At 71.8% G+C, this 18,056-nt stretch carries 13 protein-coding genes; 2 read left to right on the forward strand and 11 right to left on the reverse strand.

What is annotated here, in order from left to right:
- Positions 1 to 121: 121 nt before the first annotated feature.
- From whiA to uvrA, 5 genes are all read right to left on the reverse strand, one after another.
- Positions 122 to 1,102 carry a DNA-binding protein WhiA gene (gene whiA, locus A3IG_RS0106410; RefSeq protein ID WP_018382720.1) on the reverse strand — a complete coding sequence of 327 codons (981 nt, stop codon included), beginning with the start codon at positions 1,100 to 1,102 and terminating at the stop codon, positions 122 to 124.
- The gene (locus A3IG_RS0106415) at positions 1,093 to 2,232 is read right to left on the reverse strand and encodes a gluconeogenesis factor YvcK family protein (RefSeq protein WP_018382721.1); all 1,140 of its coding nucleotides are present in this window, start codon (positions 2,230 to 2,232) and stop codon (positions 1,093 to 1,095) included. Before A3IG_RS0106415 ends, whiA begins: the two co-directional genes overlap by 10 nt.
- Positions 2,229 to 3,059, reverse strand: a complete 831-nt coding sequence (gene rapZ, locus A3IG_RS0106420) for an RNase adapter RapZ (protein WP_407701012.1) — start codon at positions 3,057 to 3,059, stop codon at positions 2,229 to 2,231. The genes A3IG_RS0106415 and rapZ overlap by 4 nt, the downstream gene beginning before the upstream one ends.
- A gap of 76 nt (positions 3,060 to 3,135) precedes the next feature.
- The gene (gene uvrC, locus A3IG_RS0106425; protein ID WP_018382723.1) at positions 3,136 to 5,226 is read right to left on the reverse strand and encodes an excinuclease ABC subunit UvrC; all 2,091 of its coding nucleotides are present in this window, start codon (positions 5,224 to 5,226) and stop codon (positions 3,136 to 3,138) included.
- Between the two features lie 117 nt (positions 5,227 to 5,343).
- The gene (gene uvrA, locus A3IG_RS0106430; RefSeq protein ID WP_018382724.1) at positions 5,344 to 8,190 is read right to left on the reverse strand and encodes an excinuclease ABC subunit UvrA; all 2,847 of its coding nucleotides are present in this window, start codon (positions 8,188 to 8,190) and stop codon (positions 5,344 to 5,346) included.
- Between the two features lie 315 nt (positions 8,191 to 8,505).
- On the opposite strand from uvrA, the gene A3IG_RS0106435 reads away from it, so the two are divergent.
- A complete protein-coding gene (locus A3IG_RS0106435; protein ID WP_018382725.1) occupies positions 8,506 to 9,237 on the forward strand; it encodes a maleylpyruvate isomerase family mycothiol-dependent enzyme in 732 nt (243 codons plus the stop codon).
- Positions 9,238 to 9,343: 106 nt separating this feature from the next.
- Positions 9,344 to 10,000, forward strand: a complete 657-nt coding sequence (locus A3IG_RS0106440) for an MBL fold metallo-hydrolase (RefSeq protein ID WP_018382726.1) — start codon at positions 9,344 to 9,346, stop codon at positions 9,998 to 10,000.
- A gap of 90 nt (positions 10,001 to 10,090) precedes the next feature.
- Here A3IG_RS0106440 and A3IG_RS0106445 read toward each other — a convergent pair whose 3' ends face one another.
- From A3IG_RS0106445 to A3IG_RS0106470, 6 genes are all read right to left on the reverse strand, one after another.
- Positions 10,091 to 11,116: a TerC family protein gene (locus A3IG_RS0106445; protein ID WP_018382727.1), complete on the reverse strand. Its 1,026-nt coding sequence runs from the start codon at positions 11,114 to 11,116 to the stop codon at positions 10,091 to 10,093.
- Between the two features lie 335 nt (positions 11,117 to 11,451).
- The gene (locus tag A3IG_RS0106450) at positions 11,452 to 13,443 is read right to left on the reverse strand and encodes a TerD family protein (protein WP_018382728.1); all 1,992 of its coding nucleotides are present in this window, start codon (positions 13,441 to 13,443) and stop codon (positions 11,452 to 11,454) included.
- Positions 13,444 to 13,499: 56 nt separating this feature from the next.
- Positions 13,500 to 14,078 carry a TerD family protein gene (locus A3IG_RS0106455; RefSeq protein ID WP_018382729.1) on the reverse strand — a complete coding sequence of 193 codons (579 nt, stop codon included), beginning with the start codon at positions 14,076 to 14,078 and terminating at the stop codon, positions 13,500 to 13,502.
- A gap of 182 nt (positions 14,079 to 14,260) precedes the next feature.
- Positions 14,261 to 16,417, reverse strand: a complete 2,157-nt coding sequence (gene uvrB / locus A3IG_RS0106460; protein WP_026219957.1) for an excinuclease ABC subunit UvrB — start codon at positions 16,415 to 16,417, stop codon at positions 14,261 to 14,263.
- A 35-nt stretch (positions 16,418 to 16,452) separates the two neighbouring features.
- Positions 16,453 to 17,061: a dephospho-CoA kinase gene (gene coaE / locus A3IG_RS0106465; protein WP_018382731.1), complete on the reverse strand. Its 609-nt coding sequence runs from the start codon at positions 17,059 to 17,061 to the stop codon at positions 16,453 to 16,455.
- A gap of 41 nt (positions 17,062 to 17,102) precedes the next feature.
- Positions 17,103 to 18,038 carry a PAC2 family protein gene (locus A3IG_RS0106470; RefSeq protein ID WP_407701011.1) on the reverse strand — a complete coding sequence of 312 codons (936 nt, stop codon included), beginning with the start codon at positions 18,036 to 18,038 and terminating at the stop codon, positions 17,103 to 17,105.
- Between the last annotated feature and the right edge of the window lie 18 nt (positions 18,039 to 18,056).

Here is an 18,056-nt window from a genome sequence, read left to right on the forward strand (position 1 = left end):
CAATCACCTCGACCGGTGATGTCTCGTAACGAATTGCCCACGGGCGGAGGGCGACCCGCGCCCACGCGGAAACGCCACCGCCGCCGGACGGCGGACCGTCCGGCGGCGGGCAGGAGCCGGGTCAGCCGACCACCATCTCCTCGGTGAGACTGGCCTCGGTGCCGGGGAGGCCGAGTTCGCCGGCGCGCTTGTCGGCCATCGCCAACAGGCGGCGGATGCGGCCGGCCACCGCGTCCTTGGTCAGCGGAGGATCAGCGAGCGAACCCAGTTCCTCCAGCGACGCCTGCTTGTGCTCCATCCGCAGCCGGCCGGCCGCGGCGAGGTGCTCCGGGACGTCGTCGCCGAGGATCTCCAGCGCGCGCTGGACCCGGGCGCCGGCGGCCACCGCAGCCCGGGCCGAACGGCGCAGGTTGGCGTCGTCGAAGTTGGCCAGGCGGTTGGCGGTCGCCCGCACCTCGCGGCGCATCCGGCGCTCCTCCCAGGCCAGCACCGACTCGTGGGCGCCCAGCCGGGTCAGCAGCGCCCCGATGGCGTCACCGTCCCGCACGACCACGCGGTCCACCCCGCGGACCTCGCGGGCCTTGGCCGCGATGCCGAGTCTCCTGGCGGCACCCACCAGTGCGAGCGCGGCCTCCGGGCCGGGACAGGTCACCTCGAGCGACGACGAGCGACCGGGCTCGGTCAGCGAGCCGTGAGCCAGGAACGCGCCCCGCCAGGCGGCCTCCGCGTCGCAGGTCGCCCCGGACACCACCTGCGGGGGCAGGCCGCGGATCGGCCGCCCCCGGCCGTCCACCAGGCCCGTCTGCCGGGCGAGCTGGTCGCCCCCGGCCACCACCCGCACCACGTACCTGCTGCCCCGCCGCAGTCCGCCCGGGGCCATCACCACGAGATCGGAGGTGTGCCCGAACACCTCGAGGATGTCCTTGCGCAACCGGCGGGCCGCAATCCCGGTGTCCAGCTCCGCCTCGATCACGATGCGGCCGCTCACCAGGTGCAGTCCGCCCGCGAAGCGCAGGATCGCCGAGACCTCCGCCTTGCGGCAGCAGGTCCGGGTGACGGGGAGCCGGCTGATCTCGTCCTTCACCGCTGCCGTCATCGCCATGGCCCGATCCTTCCATGCATCCGGAAAATCCGGTCGTACGCGGCGGCCAACAGCTCCGGGTCGTGTCGCGCGCTGATGCTCTCCCCTTCCAGGGGGGGCGCCGCGACCGGGGCCAGTTCCACCCTGCCCCGCAGCGCGCCCGCGGCCCGCTGCAGGCTGTCCCGGTCCGGTACCGCCGCCTCGTCGGCCAGGACCACGTCGATCGCCAACTCGGGCGCGTGCCGGGCGAGCACCTCGAGGTGGCGCTGGGGGGAGAACCCCGCGGTCTCCCCCGGCTGGGGCGCCAGGTTCAGGGCGAGGACCCGACGCGCCCTGGTGCGTATGAGGGCGTCGAGCAACTCGGGTACCAGCAGGTGCGGGAGGACGCTGCTGAACCAGGAGCCGGGCCCCAGCACCACCCAGTCCGCGTCGAGCACCGCCGCCACCGCCTCGGGCACGGCAGGTGGGTCGGCCGGGTCCAGGCGCACCTCGAGGACCTCGCCGGGGGTGAGCGCCACCGTCGCCTGTCCGCGGACGGTGCTGACCGCGTCGGGCAGCAGTTGGTCGTGCCCGCGCACCACGGCCTCCAGGGCCAGCGGCACCGCGGACATCGGCAGCACCCGGCCGTGCGCCCCGAGCAGCCTCCCCACCAGGTCCAACGCCGCCACGTGGTCCTCGAGCTGTTCCCACAGGGCCACGATCAGCAGGTTCCCCACGGCGTGGCCGTGCAGTTCGCCCTTGCTGGTGAAGCGGTGCTGGATCACCTCGGACCAGGTGCGGCCCCACTCGTCGTCCCCGCACAGCGCGGCCAACGCCTTCCGCAGGTCCCCGGGGGGCAGCACGCCCAGCTCGTCCCGCAGCCGCCCGCTGGAACCGCCGTCGTCGGCGACGGTCACCACCGCGGTCAGGTCCCCGGTGATCCGGCGCAGCGCGGCCAGGGACGCGGACAGGCCCTGCCCGCCCCCGAGGGCGACCACCTTGGGCTGGACGCCGCTGCGGCGACCGGTGAGCCGTGGGACACGTGAGCGGACCCGTCGGGAGGCCCGCTCGCCCGGATCCGGCCAACCGCCGTTCCCCTTGCGGCCCTTGCCGTTCCCCCGGAGGGGACGGCTGCCCCGCAGGGGGGAGCCGTCCCGGGTCGGGCGGGTCATTCGCGCCCCATGTCGCGGTGGACCACCACCGTCTCCACGCCGTCGGCCATGAGTCTGCGGGACAGGCCCTCCGACATCGCGACGCTGCGGTGCTTGCCCCCGGTGCAGCCCACCGCGATCGTCACGTACCGCTTGCCCTCCCTGCGGTAACCCGCGGCGACGATGCGCAGCAGCTCGGCGTAGCGGTCGAGGAACTCCTTGGCGCCCGGCTGGTCGAAGACGTAGCGGGAGACCTCGTCGTCCAGGCCGGTGTGCGGGCGCAGCTCGGGCACCCAGTGCGGGTTGGGCAGGAAACGGCAGTCCACGACGAGGTCGGCGTCGACGGGCAGCCCGTACTTGAAGCCGAACGACATCACCGTGGCCCGCAGCTCCGGCTCCTCGCCCCCGGCGAACTGGGCGTCCATCTTGGCCCGCAGCTCGTGCACGTTGAGCGCGGAGGTGTCTATCACCAGGTCGGCCTCGCCGCGCAGTTCGCGCAGCAGGTCGCGTTCCCTGGCGATGCCGTCCACGATCCGGCCGTCGCCCTGCAACGGGTGCGGGCGGCGCACGCTCTCGAACCGGCGCACCAGGGCCTCGTCCGACGCCTCGAGGAACAGCACCCGGTGCCTCACCCCGCCGCTCGCGAGGTCGGCCAGGGACTGGCGGAGGTTGTCGAAGAAGCGGCGCCCCCGCACGTCCACCACCACCGCTATCCGCGGCACCGCGCCCTGGGAGCGGGCTCCGAGGTCCACCATGGTGGGGATCAGCGCGGGCGGCAGGTTGTCCACCACGAACCAGCCGAGGTCCTCGAGGCACTTGGCCGCGGTGCTGCGGCCGGCCCCGGACATCCCGGAGATCACCACGAGCTGGGGGATGGGCTCGTTCCCGTTGCCCTCGGCGGTACTCACGTCGTCGTCTCCTGGCTCACTCACTGCGCTCACGTCCTGCTCCCCCGTCTGGTGGCGTTCCCTGGTCATCTTCGATGATCTCGCCGGTTGCGGTGTTCACCGCCGGGGTGGCGGGCGCGGCCCCGGCGAGCGCGGCCAGCACCGACTCGGCGGTGCGGCGGCCTATTCCGGGGACCTCGCAGATCTCCTCGACCGAGGCGGTGCGGAGTTTCCGCACCGAGCCGAAGTGCTTGAGCAGTGCCTTGCGGCGGGTCTCCCCCAGCCCGGGGACGGTGTCCAGGACGCCCGCCGTCATCGCCTTGGAGCGCTTGCCGCGCTGGTACGTGATGGCGAAACGGTGCGCCTCGTCGCGGACCCGCTGGAGCAGGTAGAGGCCCTCGCTGCTGCGGGGCAGCACCACCGGGTCGTCCTGGTCGGGCAGCCAGACCTCCTCCAGTCGCTTGGCCAGGCCGCACAACGCCACGTCGTCGATGCCCAGTTCGTCGAGGGCGGCCTTGGCCGCGGCGACCTGGGGCTGCCCGCCGTCCACCACGACCAGTTGCGGGGGGTAGGCGAACCTGCGGGGACGACCGGTGTCCGGATCGATCGGCCCCGACGGCCCCGCCGGCCCCCCGGCCGTGCGGTCGTCGGGCTGGGCCAGGCCAACGGCCACGGCCCTGGGGTCGGGGCCCGTGCCGTCACCGCCACCGGTCCACTCGTCGGTGCCCTCCTGCTCCTGGAGGTACCGCCGGAACCTGCGGCTGACCACCTCGTGCATGGACCGCACGTCGTCCTGCCCGCGGAAGCCCTTGATCTGGAACCGCCGGTACTCGCTCTTGCGGGCCAGACCGTCCTCGAACACCACCATGGACGCGACCACGTCGTCCCCCTGGAGGTGCGAGATGTCGAAGCACTCGATGCGCAGCGGTGCGGTGTCCAGGCCCAGTGCCTCGGCGATCTCCTCCAGGGCGCGGGAGCGGGTGGTGAGGTCCGAGGCCCGCCGCGTCTTGTGCAGGGCCAGGGCCTGCTGGGCGTTGCGCTCGACGGTGCGCATCAGGTCCTTCTTGTCCCCGCGCTGGGGGACGCGCAGCGCGACCCGGGCGCCGCGGCGCCCGGACACCCACTGGGTGAGCGGCTCCGCCGGGTCGGGCAGCGCGGGAACCAGCACCTCGCGGGGCACCGCGTCGCCGCTCTCCTCGCCGTAGAGCTGCTGGAGCGCGTGTTCGACCAGGCCCGCGGTGTCCACCGCCTCCACCTTGTCGGTGACCCAGCCGCGTTGGCCGCGCACCCGCCCCCCGCGGACGTGGAAGATCTGGACCGCGGCCTCCAGCTCGTCCTGGGCCACCGCGATCACGTCGGCGTCGGTGGCGTCGGTGAAGACCACCGCGTTCTTCTCCATGGCCCGTTTGAGGGCCTCGATGTCGTCCCGCAGCCGGGCCGCCCGCTCGTACTCCATGGCCGCGGCGGCGTCCTTCATCTGCTGTTCGAGGCGGCGCAGGTAGGTGCCGGTGCGGCCGGCCATGAAGTCGCAGAACTCCTCGGCGAGCGCCCGGTGGTCCGCGGCGTCGATCCGCCCCACGCAGGGGGCCGAGCACTTGTCGATGTAACCGAGCAGACAGGGGCGGCCGATCTGCTGGGAGCGCCGGAACACCCCGGAGGAGCAGGTGCGGACGGGGAAGACCCGCAGCAGCAGGTCCACGGTCTCCCTGATGGCCCAGGCGTGGGCGTAGGGGCCGAAGTACCGCACGCCCTTCCTCTTCGGACCCCGCATCACCTGGACCCGCGGGAACTCCTCGTTGAGGGTGACGGCGAGCGCCGGATAGCTCTTGTCGTCGCGGTACTTGACGTTGAACCGGGGGTCGAACTCCTTGATCCAGGAGTACTCCAGTTGCAGCGCCTCCACCTCGGTGCCGACCACGGTCCACTCCACCGAGGCCGCCGTGGTGACCATCGTCCTGGTGCGGGGGTGCAGGTTCGCCAGGTCCTGGAAGTAGGAGGACAGGCGTTGCCGCAGGCTCTTGGCCTTGCCGACGTAGACCACCCGGCCGTGCGCGTCGCGGAAACGGTAGACGCCGGGAGAGTCGGGGATCTCCCCGGGCCTGGGTCGGTAGGTGGAGGGGTCGGCCATGCCCCCACCCTACTGACTGGCGGGGACAGTCAGGCCCGTTGCGCGACGCGTCGGGGCGCTGGGTACGCGTCCGCCCCGACCGGTGCGGTTGGGACCAGTCGGGGCGGACGCGGCCAGTCAGACGCCGGTCGGCAGGATGTCCCTGAGGAACTTCCCGGTGTGGCTCGACGGGACCGCCGCGATCTGCTCGGGCGTGCCCTCGGCCACCACCAGGCCGCCACCGCTGCCACCCTCGGGGCCCATGTCCACCACCCAGTCGGCTGTCTTGATCACATCGAGGTTGTGCTCGATCACGATGACCGTGTTGCCCTTGTCGACCAGACCGGTGAGGACCTTGATCAGCTTGCTGATGTCCTCGAAGTGGAGTCCGGTGGTGGGCTCGTCGAGCACGTAGACGGTGCGCCCGGTCGAACGCTTCTGGAGCTCCGACGCCAGCTTGACCCGCTGCGCCTCACCGCCCGAGAGGGTCGGGGCCGACTGGCCGAGCCGGACGTAGCCGAGTCCGACCTCGTTCAGGGTGCGCAGGTGGCGCGCGATGGCCGGGACCGCCTCGAAGAAGCCCAGCGCCTCCTCGATCGGCATGTCCAGCACCTCGGCGATCGACTTGCCCTTGTAGTGGACCTCCAGCGTCTCCCGGTTGTAGCGGGCGCCGTGGCAGACCTCGCAGGGCACGTAGACGTCCGGCAGGAAGTTCATCTCGATCTTGATGGTGCCGTCGCCCGAGCAGTTCTCGCACCGCCCGCCCTTGACGTTGAACGAGAACCGGCCCGGCTGGTAGCCGCGGACCTTGGCCTCGGTGGTCTCCGCGAACAGTCGGCGGACGTGGTCGAAGACCCCGGTGTAGGTCGCCGGGTTGGACCGCGGGGTCCGACCGATCGGCGACTGGTCCACGTGGACCACCTTGTCCACCAGGTCGTCGCCGTCCACCCTGGTGTGCCGCCCGGGCACCGCCCTGGCTCCGTTGAGCTCCCGCGCCAGGTGGGTGTACAGGATGTCGTTGACCAGCGTGGACTTACCGGACCCGGAGACGCCGGTGACCGCGGTGAGCAACCCGATCGGGAAGGAGACGGTGATGTCCCGCAGGTTGTGCTCCCGGGCCCCGCGGACGGTGAGCTGGCGCTTGGCCTGCCGGGGGCGGCGCTCGGTCGGGGTGGGGATGCTCCTGCGGCCGGACAGGTAGGCGCCGGTGAGCGACCTGTCGTTGCCCAGCAGCTCCTCGAGGTGACCGGAGTGCACCACCTCGCCGCCGTGCTCGCCGGCGCCGGGGCCGATGTCCACCACCCAGTCGGCGGTGCGGATGGTGTCCTCGTCGTGCTCCACCACGATCAGCGTGTTGCCCAGGTCACGCAGCCGGACCAGGGTCTCGATCAGCCGGTGGTTGTCCCGTTGGTGCAGGCCGATCGACGGTTCGTCCAGCACGTACAGCACGCCGACCAGGCCGGAACCGATCTGGGTGGCCAGCCTGATCCGCTGGGCCTCGCCACCGGAGAGGGTGCCTGCGGCGCGGTTCAGCGAGAGGTAGTCCAGACCGACGTCCACCAGGAACCGCAGGCGCTCGTTGACCTCCTTGAGCACCCGCTCGGCGATGGTCTTCTCCCGGGCGGTCAGCTTCATCCCGCGCAGGAACTCGGCGCAGTCACTGATCGACATCGCGGAGACGTCGGCGATGGACCTGCCGTGCACCGTGACCGCGAGGACCACCGGCTTGAGCCGGCTGCCCCGACAGGCCGGGCAGGGCACCTCGCGCATGTAGCCCTCGAACCGCTCCCGGCTGCTGTCGCTCTCCGCCTCGGCGTGCCGCCGCTTGACGAAGGGGATGGCGCCCTCGAACGTCGTGGTGTAGGCGCGCTCGCGTCCGTAGCGGTTCCGGTACCGCACCTCGATCTGGGTGGAGTGACCGTGCAGCAGCGCCTTCCTGGCCCGCGCCGGCAGCCCCGCCCAGGGGATGTCGGTGCGGAAGCCGAGCTCGTCGGCGAGGGCGCCGACGAGCCGGGCGAAGTAGTCCCTGGTGTGGCCGAGGGACCAGGGGCCGATCGCCCCCTCGTCCAGGGACTTCTCCTCGTCGGTGACGATCAGCTCGGGATCGACCTCCATCCGGGTGCCGATGCCGGTGCACTCCGGGCAGGCGCCGAACGGTGAGTTGAACGAGAACGAGCGCGGCTCCAGCTCCTCGAAGGACAGGTCGTCGTACGGGCAGTACAGGTGCTCGGAGAACATCCGCTCCCGCTGCGGGTCGTCCTCGGGCAGGTCCACGAAGTCCAGCACCACCATGCCGCCGGAGAGCGAGAGCGCGGTCTCCACCGAGTCCGTCAGCCGGCGCTTGGCCGACTCCTTGACGGTGAGCCGGTCCACCACCACCTCGATGGTGTGCTTCTCCTGCTTCTTCAGCTTGGGCGGGTCGGTGAGCTGGACGGTCGCCCCGTCCACCCGGGCCCGGCTGTAGCCCTTGGTCTGGAGCTCGGCGAAGAGGTCCACGAACTCGCCCTTGCGGGCGCGCACCAGCGGACTCAGCACCTGGAAGCGGCTGCCCTCCTCCAGCTCGAGCACGCGGTCCACGATGGCCTGCGGGCTCTGCCGGGCGATCGGGCGCCCGCACTGCGGACAGTGCGGCTTGCCGATCCGGGCGAAGAGCAGCCGCAGGTAGTCGTAGACCTCGGTGATGGTGCCGACCGTGGAGCGCGGGTTGCGGGAGGTGGACTTCTGGTCGATGGAGACCGCGGGGGACAGTCCCTCGATGAAGTCCACGTCGGGCTTGTCCATCTGGCCGAGGAACTGCCGTGCGTAGGACGACAGCGACTCAACGTAGCGGCGCTGCCCCTCGGCGAAGATCGTGTCGAAGGCCAACGAGGACTTGCCCGATCCGGAGAGCCCCGTGAAGACGACCAGGGAGTCGCGGGGGAGGTCGAGCGAGACGTTCTTGAGGTTGTGCTCGCGAGCGCCACGAACGGTGAGGCGGTCGGCCACGCTGATGCGCCTTTCTGCCGGGAGGGACGAGCCCTCAAGCCATGCTAAACGGGGTCGGTTCCGGTTTTCCTCCCGCGCCGGAACTCGTCGGGGCCCACCGGCCCTCCCATCATCCACCCGCCACGCGGCAGCACGACCAGCCCCGGTCGGCGCCTCGAGCCTAGTACAAACTTTCGATTACTGACGGGGCGCCCCCGCCCGGGACGGTCCGCGCGCACCGGGTTCCGGAGCGCTAGCGTGTCGGTGTCCCGCTCGTTGAACGTCCCGCTCGTCGAGGTCCCGCCGGGACCGGGGACGAGCGAACCAGGAGGGTACGTGACACGTCTGACACTCGACCCCCACCAGGACCTCTCCGCCGTCTCCACCGCGACGACAGAGTTCCTCGAGGCGGCCCGGGGGCTCGACCACGCCGCCGTCACGGAGCCGTCCCGGCTGCCCAACTGGACCCGGGGCCACGTGCTGAGCCACCTCGCCCGCCAGGCCGACTCCCTGGTCAACCTGCTCACCTGGGCGAGAACCGGCGAGGAGACCCCGCAGTACCCCAGCGCGCGGGCCCGTGACGCGGACATCGACAAGGGGGCGGGGCGCCCCGCACGGGAACAGCTCGCCGACCTCCGGGAGAGCGCGGACCGGTTCGCCGGGGCGGCGCGGGCCATGCCCGAACAGTGCTGGGCGAACCAGGTGGTGCTGCGCTCGGGGAAGGTCGTGGCGGCGGCCGAACTGCCCTGGCGACGACTGGTCGAGCTGCTGTTCCACCGGGTGGACCTCGGCATCGGCTACACCGTCGAGCAGTTTCCCGCCGACTTCACCGACCGGGCCCTGGCCGCGTTGGTCAGCGGGCTGCACGCCCGGGAGGGCGTCGCGGCGGTCCGGCTCCACGACCCGGCGAGCGACGAGCGCTGGGACATCGGGGCGGCGGCCGAGCCGGAGGCCACCGTCAGCGGGACCAGGGCCGCCCTGCTCGGCTGGGTGTCCGGGCGCACCGCGGGCGAGGGGTTGTCGAACACCCCGTCCGGGACCCTGCCCAGGCTGCCGCCGCTGGGCTGACGGGTGCCCGTGGGACCACCGCGGCTGGTGGGGACTGGCTCCGGTCGCGGTCGGGCCGGAAGACTGTGCCGCCTCGGACCTCCAACGACCAACGAAGGGAACCGCGATGGCGTACCACGGACAGGTGACGGTCGGCGGGCCGCCGGACGTGCACGAGCTGACCCATCTGATCATCAGCAAGGTCGCGGTGGGCCCGATGGACAACAACGCCTACCTGCTGCGTTGCCGTCAGACCGGCGAGCAGCTCCTGATCGACGCGGCGGAGGAGCCGCAGACGTTGCTCAACCTGATCGGGCCCTCCGGCCTCGCCTCGGTGCTCACCACCCATCGGCACGGGGACCACTGGCAGGCCCTGGCCGCCGTGGTGGCGGCGACCGGGGCCCGGACCCTGGCCGGCCGCCACGACATCGCGGGCATCCCGGTCGCCACCGACGTGCCGCTGGACGACGGTGACGAGGTGCGCGTCGGGGAGGTGGCACTCACCGCCCGCCACCTGGTGGGCCACACTCCGGGCAGCATCGCCCTGGTCTACGACGACCCGAGCGGCCATCCGCACGTGTTCACCGGCGACTGCCTGTTCCCCGGCGGGGTGGGCAACACCCACCAGGACCCGCAGGCCTTCACCCAACTCCTGCACGACGTGGAGACCAAGATCTTCGATCGACTGCCGGACGAGACCTGGGTCTACCCGGGCCACGGCGACGACACCACGTTGGGTGACGAGCGCCCGCACCTGTCGGAGTGGCGGGCACGCGGCTGGTGAGCACCGCGGTGTGCACCCCGGCCCCGATGCGCTCGGCCCCGACCCGACCCGTGCCGGGTCGGGTCGGGTCGGGGGTGCCGCAGGAGGCGGTCAGTTCACCCGCTGCGGCTCGTCCTGGGGGCCGTGCGGATCGCTCTCCGCGTGCTCCCCGGCGGAGCCTTCGACCTCGGCGCCCGGCTGCCGTCGGGCGGCGCGCAGGCTGGTCACCGTGGTGACGGCGAGCACCGTGACGATGAAGCCCAGGGAGACCGGGATGCTGATGTGCGGCACGTGCACCCCGGAGCCGTGCAGGGCCTCGAGCACCAGCTTCACCCCGATGAAGCCGAGGATCACCGACAACCCGTAGGACAGGTGCACCAGCTTCTTGAGCAGCCCGCCGATGAGGAAGTAGAGCTGCCGCAGGCCCATCAGCGCGAAGGCGTTGGCGGTGAAGACGATGTACGGGTCCTGGGTGAGACCGAAGATCGCCGGGATGGAGTCCAGGGCGAACAGCACGTCGGTGGTGCCGATGGCCAGCATCACCACCAGCATCGGGGTGATCAGTCGCCTGCCGTTCTCCCGGACGACCAGCGCGGTACCCCGGTAGCCATCGGTCGCGGGGACGCGCTTCCCGACCGCCTTCAGCAGGCGGTTCTCCTCGAACTCGGTCTCCTCCTCGTCCGCCCTCGCCTCCTGCACCAGCTTCCAGGCCGTGTAGATCAGGAACGCCCCGAAGAGGTAGAAGACCGCGGAGAAGGTGCTGACGAGCGCGGCGCCGGCGGCGATGAACCCGGCCCGCAGCACCAGGGCGATCAGCACACCCACCAACAGCACCCGCTGCTGGTAGCGCGGCGGCACCGCGAACTTCGCCATGATCAGCACGAAGACGAACAGGTTGTCCACGCTGAGGGACTTCTCGGTGACGAATCCGGCGAAGAACTCGCCGGCCGGCTCTCCTCCGGCGAACACCGCGAGGCCGGCGCCGAACAGCAGCGCCAGGGAGATCCAGACCACCGTCCACGTCCCGGCCTCCTTCAGGGAGACCTCGTGGGGTTTGCGGCCGATGAGGAAGTCGATCGAAATCAGGGCGGCGAGACCGAGAACGGTCGCGAGCCAAAGGGTCAGGGAGACATCCACCGTGGTTCGTCCTCCGGCAGTGCGGGCGTTGACAACGTCAGCGGGATCCCGGTGGGGGATCGCTGCCGGAGGTCTCTTCCACCCGGTGCGTGGCGCACGGGCCGGGGCCCGGGCCCGCCAGGTCCGACCGGACCTGGACGCGCCGTGATGACGGGCTCACCGCTTAAAGGAGTACTCCCCTCCGCGTAAAGAACAGTACATGAACACCAAGAGCAGGTAAAGCCCCTTCGGGCGAGAGCGTCCCCCGGGCCCCGACGCAACGATGCCGGGACCCTGGACACCGCAAAGGGCGTCCGGGCCCCGGCACCGTGAAGCGCGGCCGGGTCGTGGCGGGGCTACCCGCCGCTTCCCCACGCCCGCCGGGCGGCGCTCACCCGCTCCCCCACCTGGTGCAGCACCAGGCTGTCCGGCGGCGGGAGCTGCGGGGAGAACGTCCAGGCGTGCCCCACCCACGGGTCGGCGAGGTGGTCGTCCGGGGTCGGGGTGAGCCTCAGCAGGGACCGCCACAGCGGGTCCAGGACCGGCCCGTAGGCCCGGGCGTCCTCCCGGTCGGCCACCATCATCAGGTGCACGCCCACCGAGGGACCCTCGTCAGCGAGGTATCGCAACTGGGTCACCGAGCGGTCGTCGAAGCCGTAGGGGAAGTCGTTGACGATGAGGAGCTGCTCGCTGAGGTCCAGGTGCTGCGGCAGCGCGTCCGAGGCCCCGCCGCGCACCGCCATCTGCACCAGGTCCACCCGCTGGATCAACTTGGCGATCATGGAGCTGACGCCACCGGCTCCGGTGGCCACCGGGTCCTTCAGCGCGCCGCTGTGCACCAGCGGCGCCAGGGCCGCGGCCCCCGAGCCGGCCGGGTCGATGACGTTGACCGTGAAGTCGCTGGCCGGGTAGGCCGCCAGCATCCGGGTGGCCAGCGCCACCCCGACCTCCATCGCCAGCTTCCTGGCCTGGTCCGAGTCGACCGTCATGGGGGTGTTCGGGGAGCGCCCGCTGTCGATCCACAGGCCGCGCTCGAGCGGCAGCCGCACCAGCATGGGGATGCGGAGCTCAGGGTGTTCCGGGAGGTGGAGGTCTCCCAGGCGCACCGCCATCGGCGTCTCCATGGGCACCTGGTACCCGTGCCACACCGCGCTGTCCCAGGCGGCGAACGCCGGCGGCAGGGCGGGCTCGACCACCGCGGCCTCGGCCGCGAGCTGGGCGATGTCCCGGTCGAGGCTGGCCTTGGCCTGGTCGACCAGCGCGCTGTGCCTGGCCCGGGCCGAGGAACGGGCGGCGTCGGCTGCGGCACCGACCCTGGCGGCCGGGTCGGACAGCGCCCGGTCCAGCTCCTGGTCCATCCGGGAGTCCGCGAAGTCCACCGCGCTGCGGTAGGCGGCGGTGGTCCTGGCCAGGTCCTCGAACATGCCCCAGACCTGGTTGTACAGCCGCTCCTCCATCGTCCAGCCGGACGCGTTGCCGGCGACCGGCCGCGAGGGGTCGGCCGCGGTGGGCGCCGGCTCGGGCGGGGCGGGCGGAGCGGCGGACCGCCGGTTGGGGTGCTGGTAGTTCAACCGTCCGCCCGCGCCCTGGGCCGGCGGCTGCGTGCGGTTCTGGGCGCCGGGGCCCGGGGTGCCCGGGCCCTGGGTGCCCGGGCCCGACCCGGGGGGCGGGCCCGGGGGCGTCGCCGGGGCCGGGTGCGGCGGCTGTCCCGCCGCGGCGGTGTTGCCACCCACGGTGGCGGCCCGGCGCGTCCGGTCGCCCTCCGCGCGCGGCGGCGGGGGCGCCACCGAGCGGGCAAGGCCGCTGGCGACCGCCTCGTTGATCGCCGCAGCCATCTCCGCCGCCCCGGGCAGCCCCTGGTCCTGGAGCATGGCCGCGAGGCCACCGGCGTAGCCCTGCCCGACCGCGCGGACCTTCCAGCTCCCCTTGCGCAGGTACAGCTCGACCGCCACGACCGCCGACTCCGCGTCCAGGTCGGTGATGGTGTAGGTCGCGATCTCGGTGCCGTCGAGGCCGGTGATCGCCACGAATGGCGCGGCCACGGCACCGAAGGTCCGCGGCGCGCCGTCCACCACGGGCAGGGCCAACAGCACGTTCACCCAGTGCACGTCCCCGGGGAGGGCACCGAGGTCCACCGCGAGGCGGTGGTCCGCGGCGGCCTGGCGGGACACTTCGAGGCCGGGGAGCTTGGGCGAGGCGGGATGGGCCACCCAGGCCGAGTCCCGTACCTTGCCCTGGGCGTCGCCGAGAGTCACACCGGCAATGACCGGCCTCCCGGCGGACACTCGCACTTCCAGGCGGTTGTCCGGGAGTGGGTGGTTCTGCCCCCGGACCAACTCGGCGCTCATCGCTGGTCCCCCTCGATCCTTCTCATGACTGGGTGGTGCGTGCTGTCGGGGCGGTCCTACAGGTGCGCGGCGATCGCCGGCATCAGGTCCTGGAAGGTACGGCCACTCGTCGGGGAGCCGATCGCTGCCATCTGCCAGCCGTTGCCCGCCCGGTACACCTTCGCCATGACCTGGGCGGTGTACTGACCGCCACCGGTGAGGGTGTAGCGGGCCAGCTCCTGCCCGTTGCTCTCGTCCACGAGCCGGCAGAAGGCGTCCTGGACCTCCTGGAAGGTCTGGCCGGTGAAGGAGTTCACCGTGAAGACGATCTGGCTGATGTGCACCGGCACCCGCTGCAGGTCCACGAGGATCGACTCGTCGTCACCGCCGCCCCCGGCCCCACCGACCAGGTTGTCCCCGGTGTGCCGCACCGATCCGTCGTCGCTCACCAGGTGCTGGAAGAACACCACGTCCACCGGCTGGCGGTCCGCGAACAGCACCGCGGACGCGTCCAGGTCGATCTCGCGGGTCCGGCTACCGAACAGCCCGCGGCGCGGCGCGGCCTTCCAGCCCAGCCCCATCCGCACCACGCTGAGCGCGCCACCGTCGGACTTCTGCAGGCTGATCGACTGGCCCTTGGCCAGGTTCACCGTCACGTGCTGTGCCTCCTCGAGAGTGCCACCATCGTTCAAACCGCGGCGGCGCTCCGCTCCTTGGCGGGACGACCGCGGCTCTGCAGCACCCTACGCACTGCGTACGACACCTCTGCCGGCCGGGTCGGCAATTGTGGCGCGGTTGAGACACAGCGGGGCCGCGGCGGCGCCCCGGCCGGCCGGGATCAGGCCATCCCGGCCTCCCGCATCTGCCGCAGCTCCTTCTTCAGCTCGCCCACCTCGTCCCGGAGCCGCGCCGCGACCTCGAACTGGAGCTCCGCCGCGGCGCTGTGCATCTGCTCGGTCAGCTCCCCGATCAGCTCCGCCAGCTCGGTCGCCGGCAGGCTGCCCCCTGCCCCGCCCTCGCGGGCGGCCTTGGCCCCGAGCCCCGGCACCGGCGCCTTCCCCCGGGACTGGCGACGCCCCGAGCCGAGCAGCTCCACGGTGTCCGCGTCCTCCCGGACGATCGAGTCCAGGATGTCGCCGATCCGCTTCCGCAACGGCTGCGGGTCGATGCCGTGCTCGGTGTTGTAGGCGACCTGCTTCTCGCGCCGGCGGTTGGTCTCCTCGATGGCCTTGTGCATCGCGGGGGTGATCCGGTCCGCGTACATGTGGACCTCCCCCGAGACGTTGCGCGCCGCCCGGCCGATGGTCTGGATCAGGGAGGTGCCGGAGCGCAGGAACCCCTCCTTGTCCGCGTCGAGGATGGCCACCAACGACACCTCGGGCAGGTCCAGCCCCTCCCGCAGCAGGTTGATCCCCACCAGGACGTCGTACTCGCCGGCCCGGAGCTCCCGCAGCAGCTCGACCCGGCGCAGGGTGTCGATGTCGCTGTGCAGGTACCGGACGCGGATGCCCAGCTCCAGCATGTAGTCCGTGAGGTCCTCGGCCATCTTCTTGGTGAGCGTGGTGACCAGGACCCGGCCCTCCTTGGTCTCGAAGGACGCCGCTCCCCGCGCCGCGCCCTGCGAACGCTCCCAGTACGCGGCGTCGGTCCGCAGCCGCACCTCGTGCACCAGGTCGTCGATCTGCCCCTCGGTGGGCTTGACGATCACCTCGGGGTCCACCAGGCCGGTGGGGCGGATGATCTGCTCCACCTGGCCGTCGCCGCGGGAGAGCTCGTACGGCCCCGGGGTCGCCGACAGGTACACCGTCTGGTCGGTCCGCTCCAGGAACTCCTCCCACTTCAGCGGGCGGTTGTCCAGCGCGGACGGCAGCCGGAACCCGTGGTCGATCAGGGTGCGCTTGCGGGAGGCGTCGCCCTCGTACATCGAGCCGATCTGCGGGACGGTGACGTGTGACTCGTCGATGACGAGCAGGAAGTCCTCGGGGAAGTAGTCCAGCAGGGTGTTCGGGGCGGTGCCGGCCTCACGGCCGTCGATGTGCCGGGAGTAGTTCTCGATGCCGGAGCAGGTCCCGATCTGCCGCATCATCTCGATGTCGTAGGTGGTGCGCATCCGCAGCCGCTGCGCCTCGAGCAGCTTGTTCCGCTTCTCCATCCCGGCCAGCGTCTCGTCGAGCTCCGCCTCGATCCCGGCGATCGCCCGCTCCATCCGCTCGGGGCCGGCCACGTAGTGCGAGGCGGGGAACACGTACAGCTCCCGGTCCTCGGTGATCACTTCACCGGTGAGCGGGTGCAGCGTGGACAGCGCCTCGATCTCGTCCCCGAACATCTCGATCCGGACGGCGAGCTCCTCGTACACCGGGAAGATCTCGATGGTGTCGCCGCGCACCCGGAACGTGCCCCGGGTGAACGCCATGTCGTTGCGCGTGTACTGCACGTCCACGAACTTGCGCAGGAGGGCGTCCCGCTCGATCTCCTGGCCCACCGAGAGCGGCACCATCCGGTCCACGTACTCCTGGGGCGTGCCCAGGCCGTAGATGCAGGACACCGACGCCACCACGATCACGTCCCGCCGGGTGAGCAGGGAGTTGGTGGTGGAGTGCCGCAGCCGCTCCACCTCGTCGTTGATGGAGGAGTCCTTCTCGATGTACGTGTCCGTCTGCGGGACGTAGGCCTCGGGCTGGTAGTAGTCGTAGTACGAGACGAAGTACTCGACGGCGTTGTGCGGGAGCAGCTCGCGGAACTCGTTGGCGAGTTGCGCGGCCAGGGTCTTGTTGGGCGCCATCACCAGGGTGGGGCGCTGGAGCCGCTCCACCATCCACGCGGTGGTCGCCGACTTGCCGGTTCCCGTGGCGCCGAGGAGGACCACGTCCTTCTCCCCCGCGCGGATGCGGCGCTCCAGCTCGTCGATGGCCTGGGGCTGGTCTCCGGAGGGCTGGTAGGGGCTGACGACCTGGAAGGGCGCCACCTTGCGCTGGATGTCTGTGGTGGGTCGCACGCCTCCACGGTACGTCCCCGGACCGACAACGGCGGTCACTCCCCGTCGGCCGCGGCCCTCGCCCGCAGTTCCTCCCACACCGCCCGCACCTGCGGTTCGAGGGCCGTGAGGGGCCCGTTGTTGTCGATGACGTAGTCGGCGATCGCCAGCCGGTCCTCCCGGCTGGCCTGGGCGGCCATCCTGGCCCTGGCGTCGGGCTCGGGCATGCCGCGCAGCCGGGTGAGCCGGTCGAGCTGGGTCTGGGGGGAGGCGTCCACCACCACGACGGCGTCGTACAGCGGGGCGAGGTTGTTCTCGGTGAGGAGGGGGACGTCGTGCACCACCACCGCGTGCGGGTCGGCGGCTGCCTCCAGCGCGGCGGAGCGGGCGCGGACCCGCGGGTGGACGATGGCGTTGAGCGCGGCCAGCCGGTCGGGGTCGGCGAAGACGACGGAACCGAGCCTGGGGCGGTCCAGCGAGCCGTCGGGGAGCAGCACCTGCTCACCGAACTCGGCGACGACCTCCGAGAGGCCCTCGGTGCCGGGGGCGACGACCTCGCGGGCGATCACGTCGGAGTCGATCAGGATCGCCCCGTAGGAGACGAGGAGCCTGGAGACCTCGCTCTTTCCCGCACCGATCCCGCCAGTGAGTCCGATCTTGAGCATCCGCCCAGCCTAGACCCGGCTCGCCGGTTCGGGCAGGAGGCTCAACCGGCGTCGTTCTCCCGTTCCGCGAGGAACTGCTCGAAGCGGGCGGCGAGTTCGTCGGCCGAGGGCAGGTCCGCCGGGTCGGGGGCCAGGTCCCCACGGGCCCTGGGGCCGGCGATGGCGTCGTAGCGGTTCTCCATGATCTGGATCTCCGAGGTGAGCCCACCGTCGTCCACCGCGATCTGGCGGTCGATCTCCGCCCTGATCTTCTCGCTGTTCTCCAGCAGCGCCGGCGCGGGCAGCACCAGGCCGGTGGCGGAGGTGATGGCCTCCAGGGCGGCGATGGCCGACGGCGGGTAGGTGGCGTTGGCCAGGTAGTGCGGCACGTGCACGGCGAGGCCGAGGACGTCGTGGCCGGCCTCGGTGAGACGGTACTCAAGCAGCGACTGGGCGCTGCCGGGCACCTCGGCCTCGTCGAAGAGGGTCGGGTAGCCGGCGATCAGGTCGGACCGGTTGCCGTGGGCGGTGATGCCGGTGGGGCGGGTGTGCGGGACCCCCATGGGGATGCCGTGGAAGTTCACCGTCATCCGCACGCCGAGGCGTTCCACCAGACCCCGTACCGCGGCGGTGAAGCGCTCCCACTCCACGTCCGGCTCGGGGCCGCTCAGCAGCAGGAACGGGGTCCCGGTGGCGTCGTCCACCAGCCGCAGCTCCAACGTGGGGGCGTCGTACGTCGCCCAGTGGTCCCGGCGGAAGACCATGGAGGGTCGCCGGGCCCGGTAGTCGACGAGCCGGTCCACGTCGAAGCGGGCGACCGTGGCGTTCAGGAAGGTGCTGAGGATGTGCTCGACCACCTGCTGTCCGGCCTTGCCCGCGTCGATGAAGCCGTCCAGGTGGTAGAGGAGCACCAGCCCGTCGGACTCGGCGGAGCCCGACATGTCCGCCGCCTGCAGTCCCTCCGGGTCGAACTCGTACAGATCTCCTGAATCCCGCACGTCAACCATCTCCTTCTC

It is taken from the genome of Wenjunlia vitaminophila DSM 41686 (assembly GCF_000380165.1).
In the GTDB taxonomy this organism is placed as follows: Bacteria; Actinomycetota; Actinomycetes; order Streptomycetales; family Streptomycetaceae; genus Wenjunlia; species Wenjunlia vitaminophila.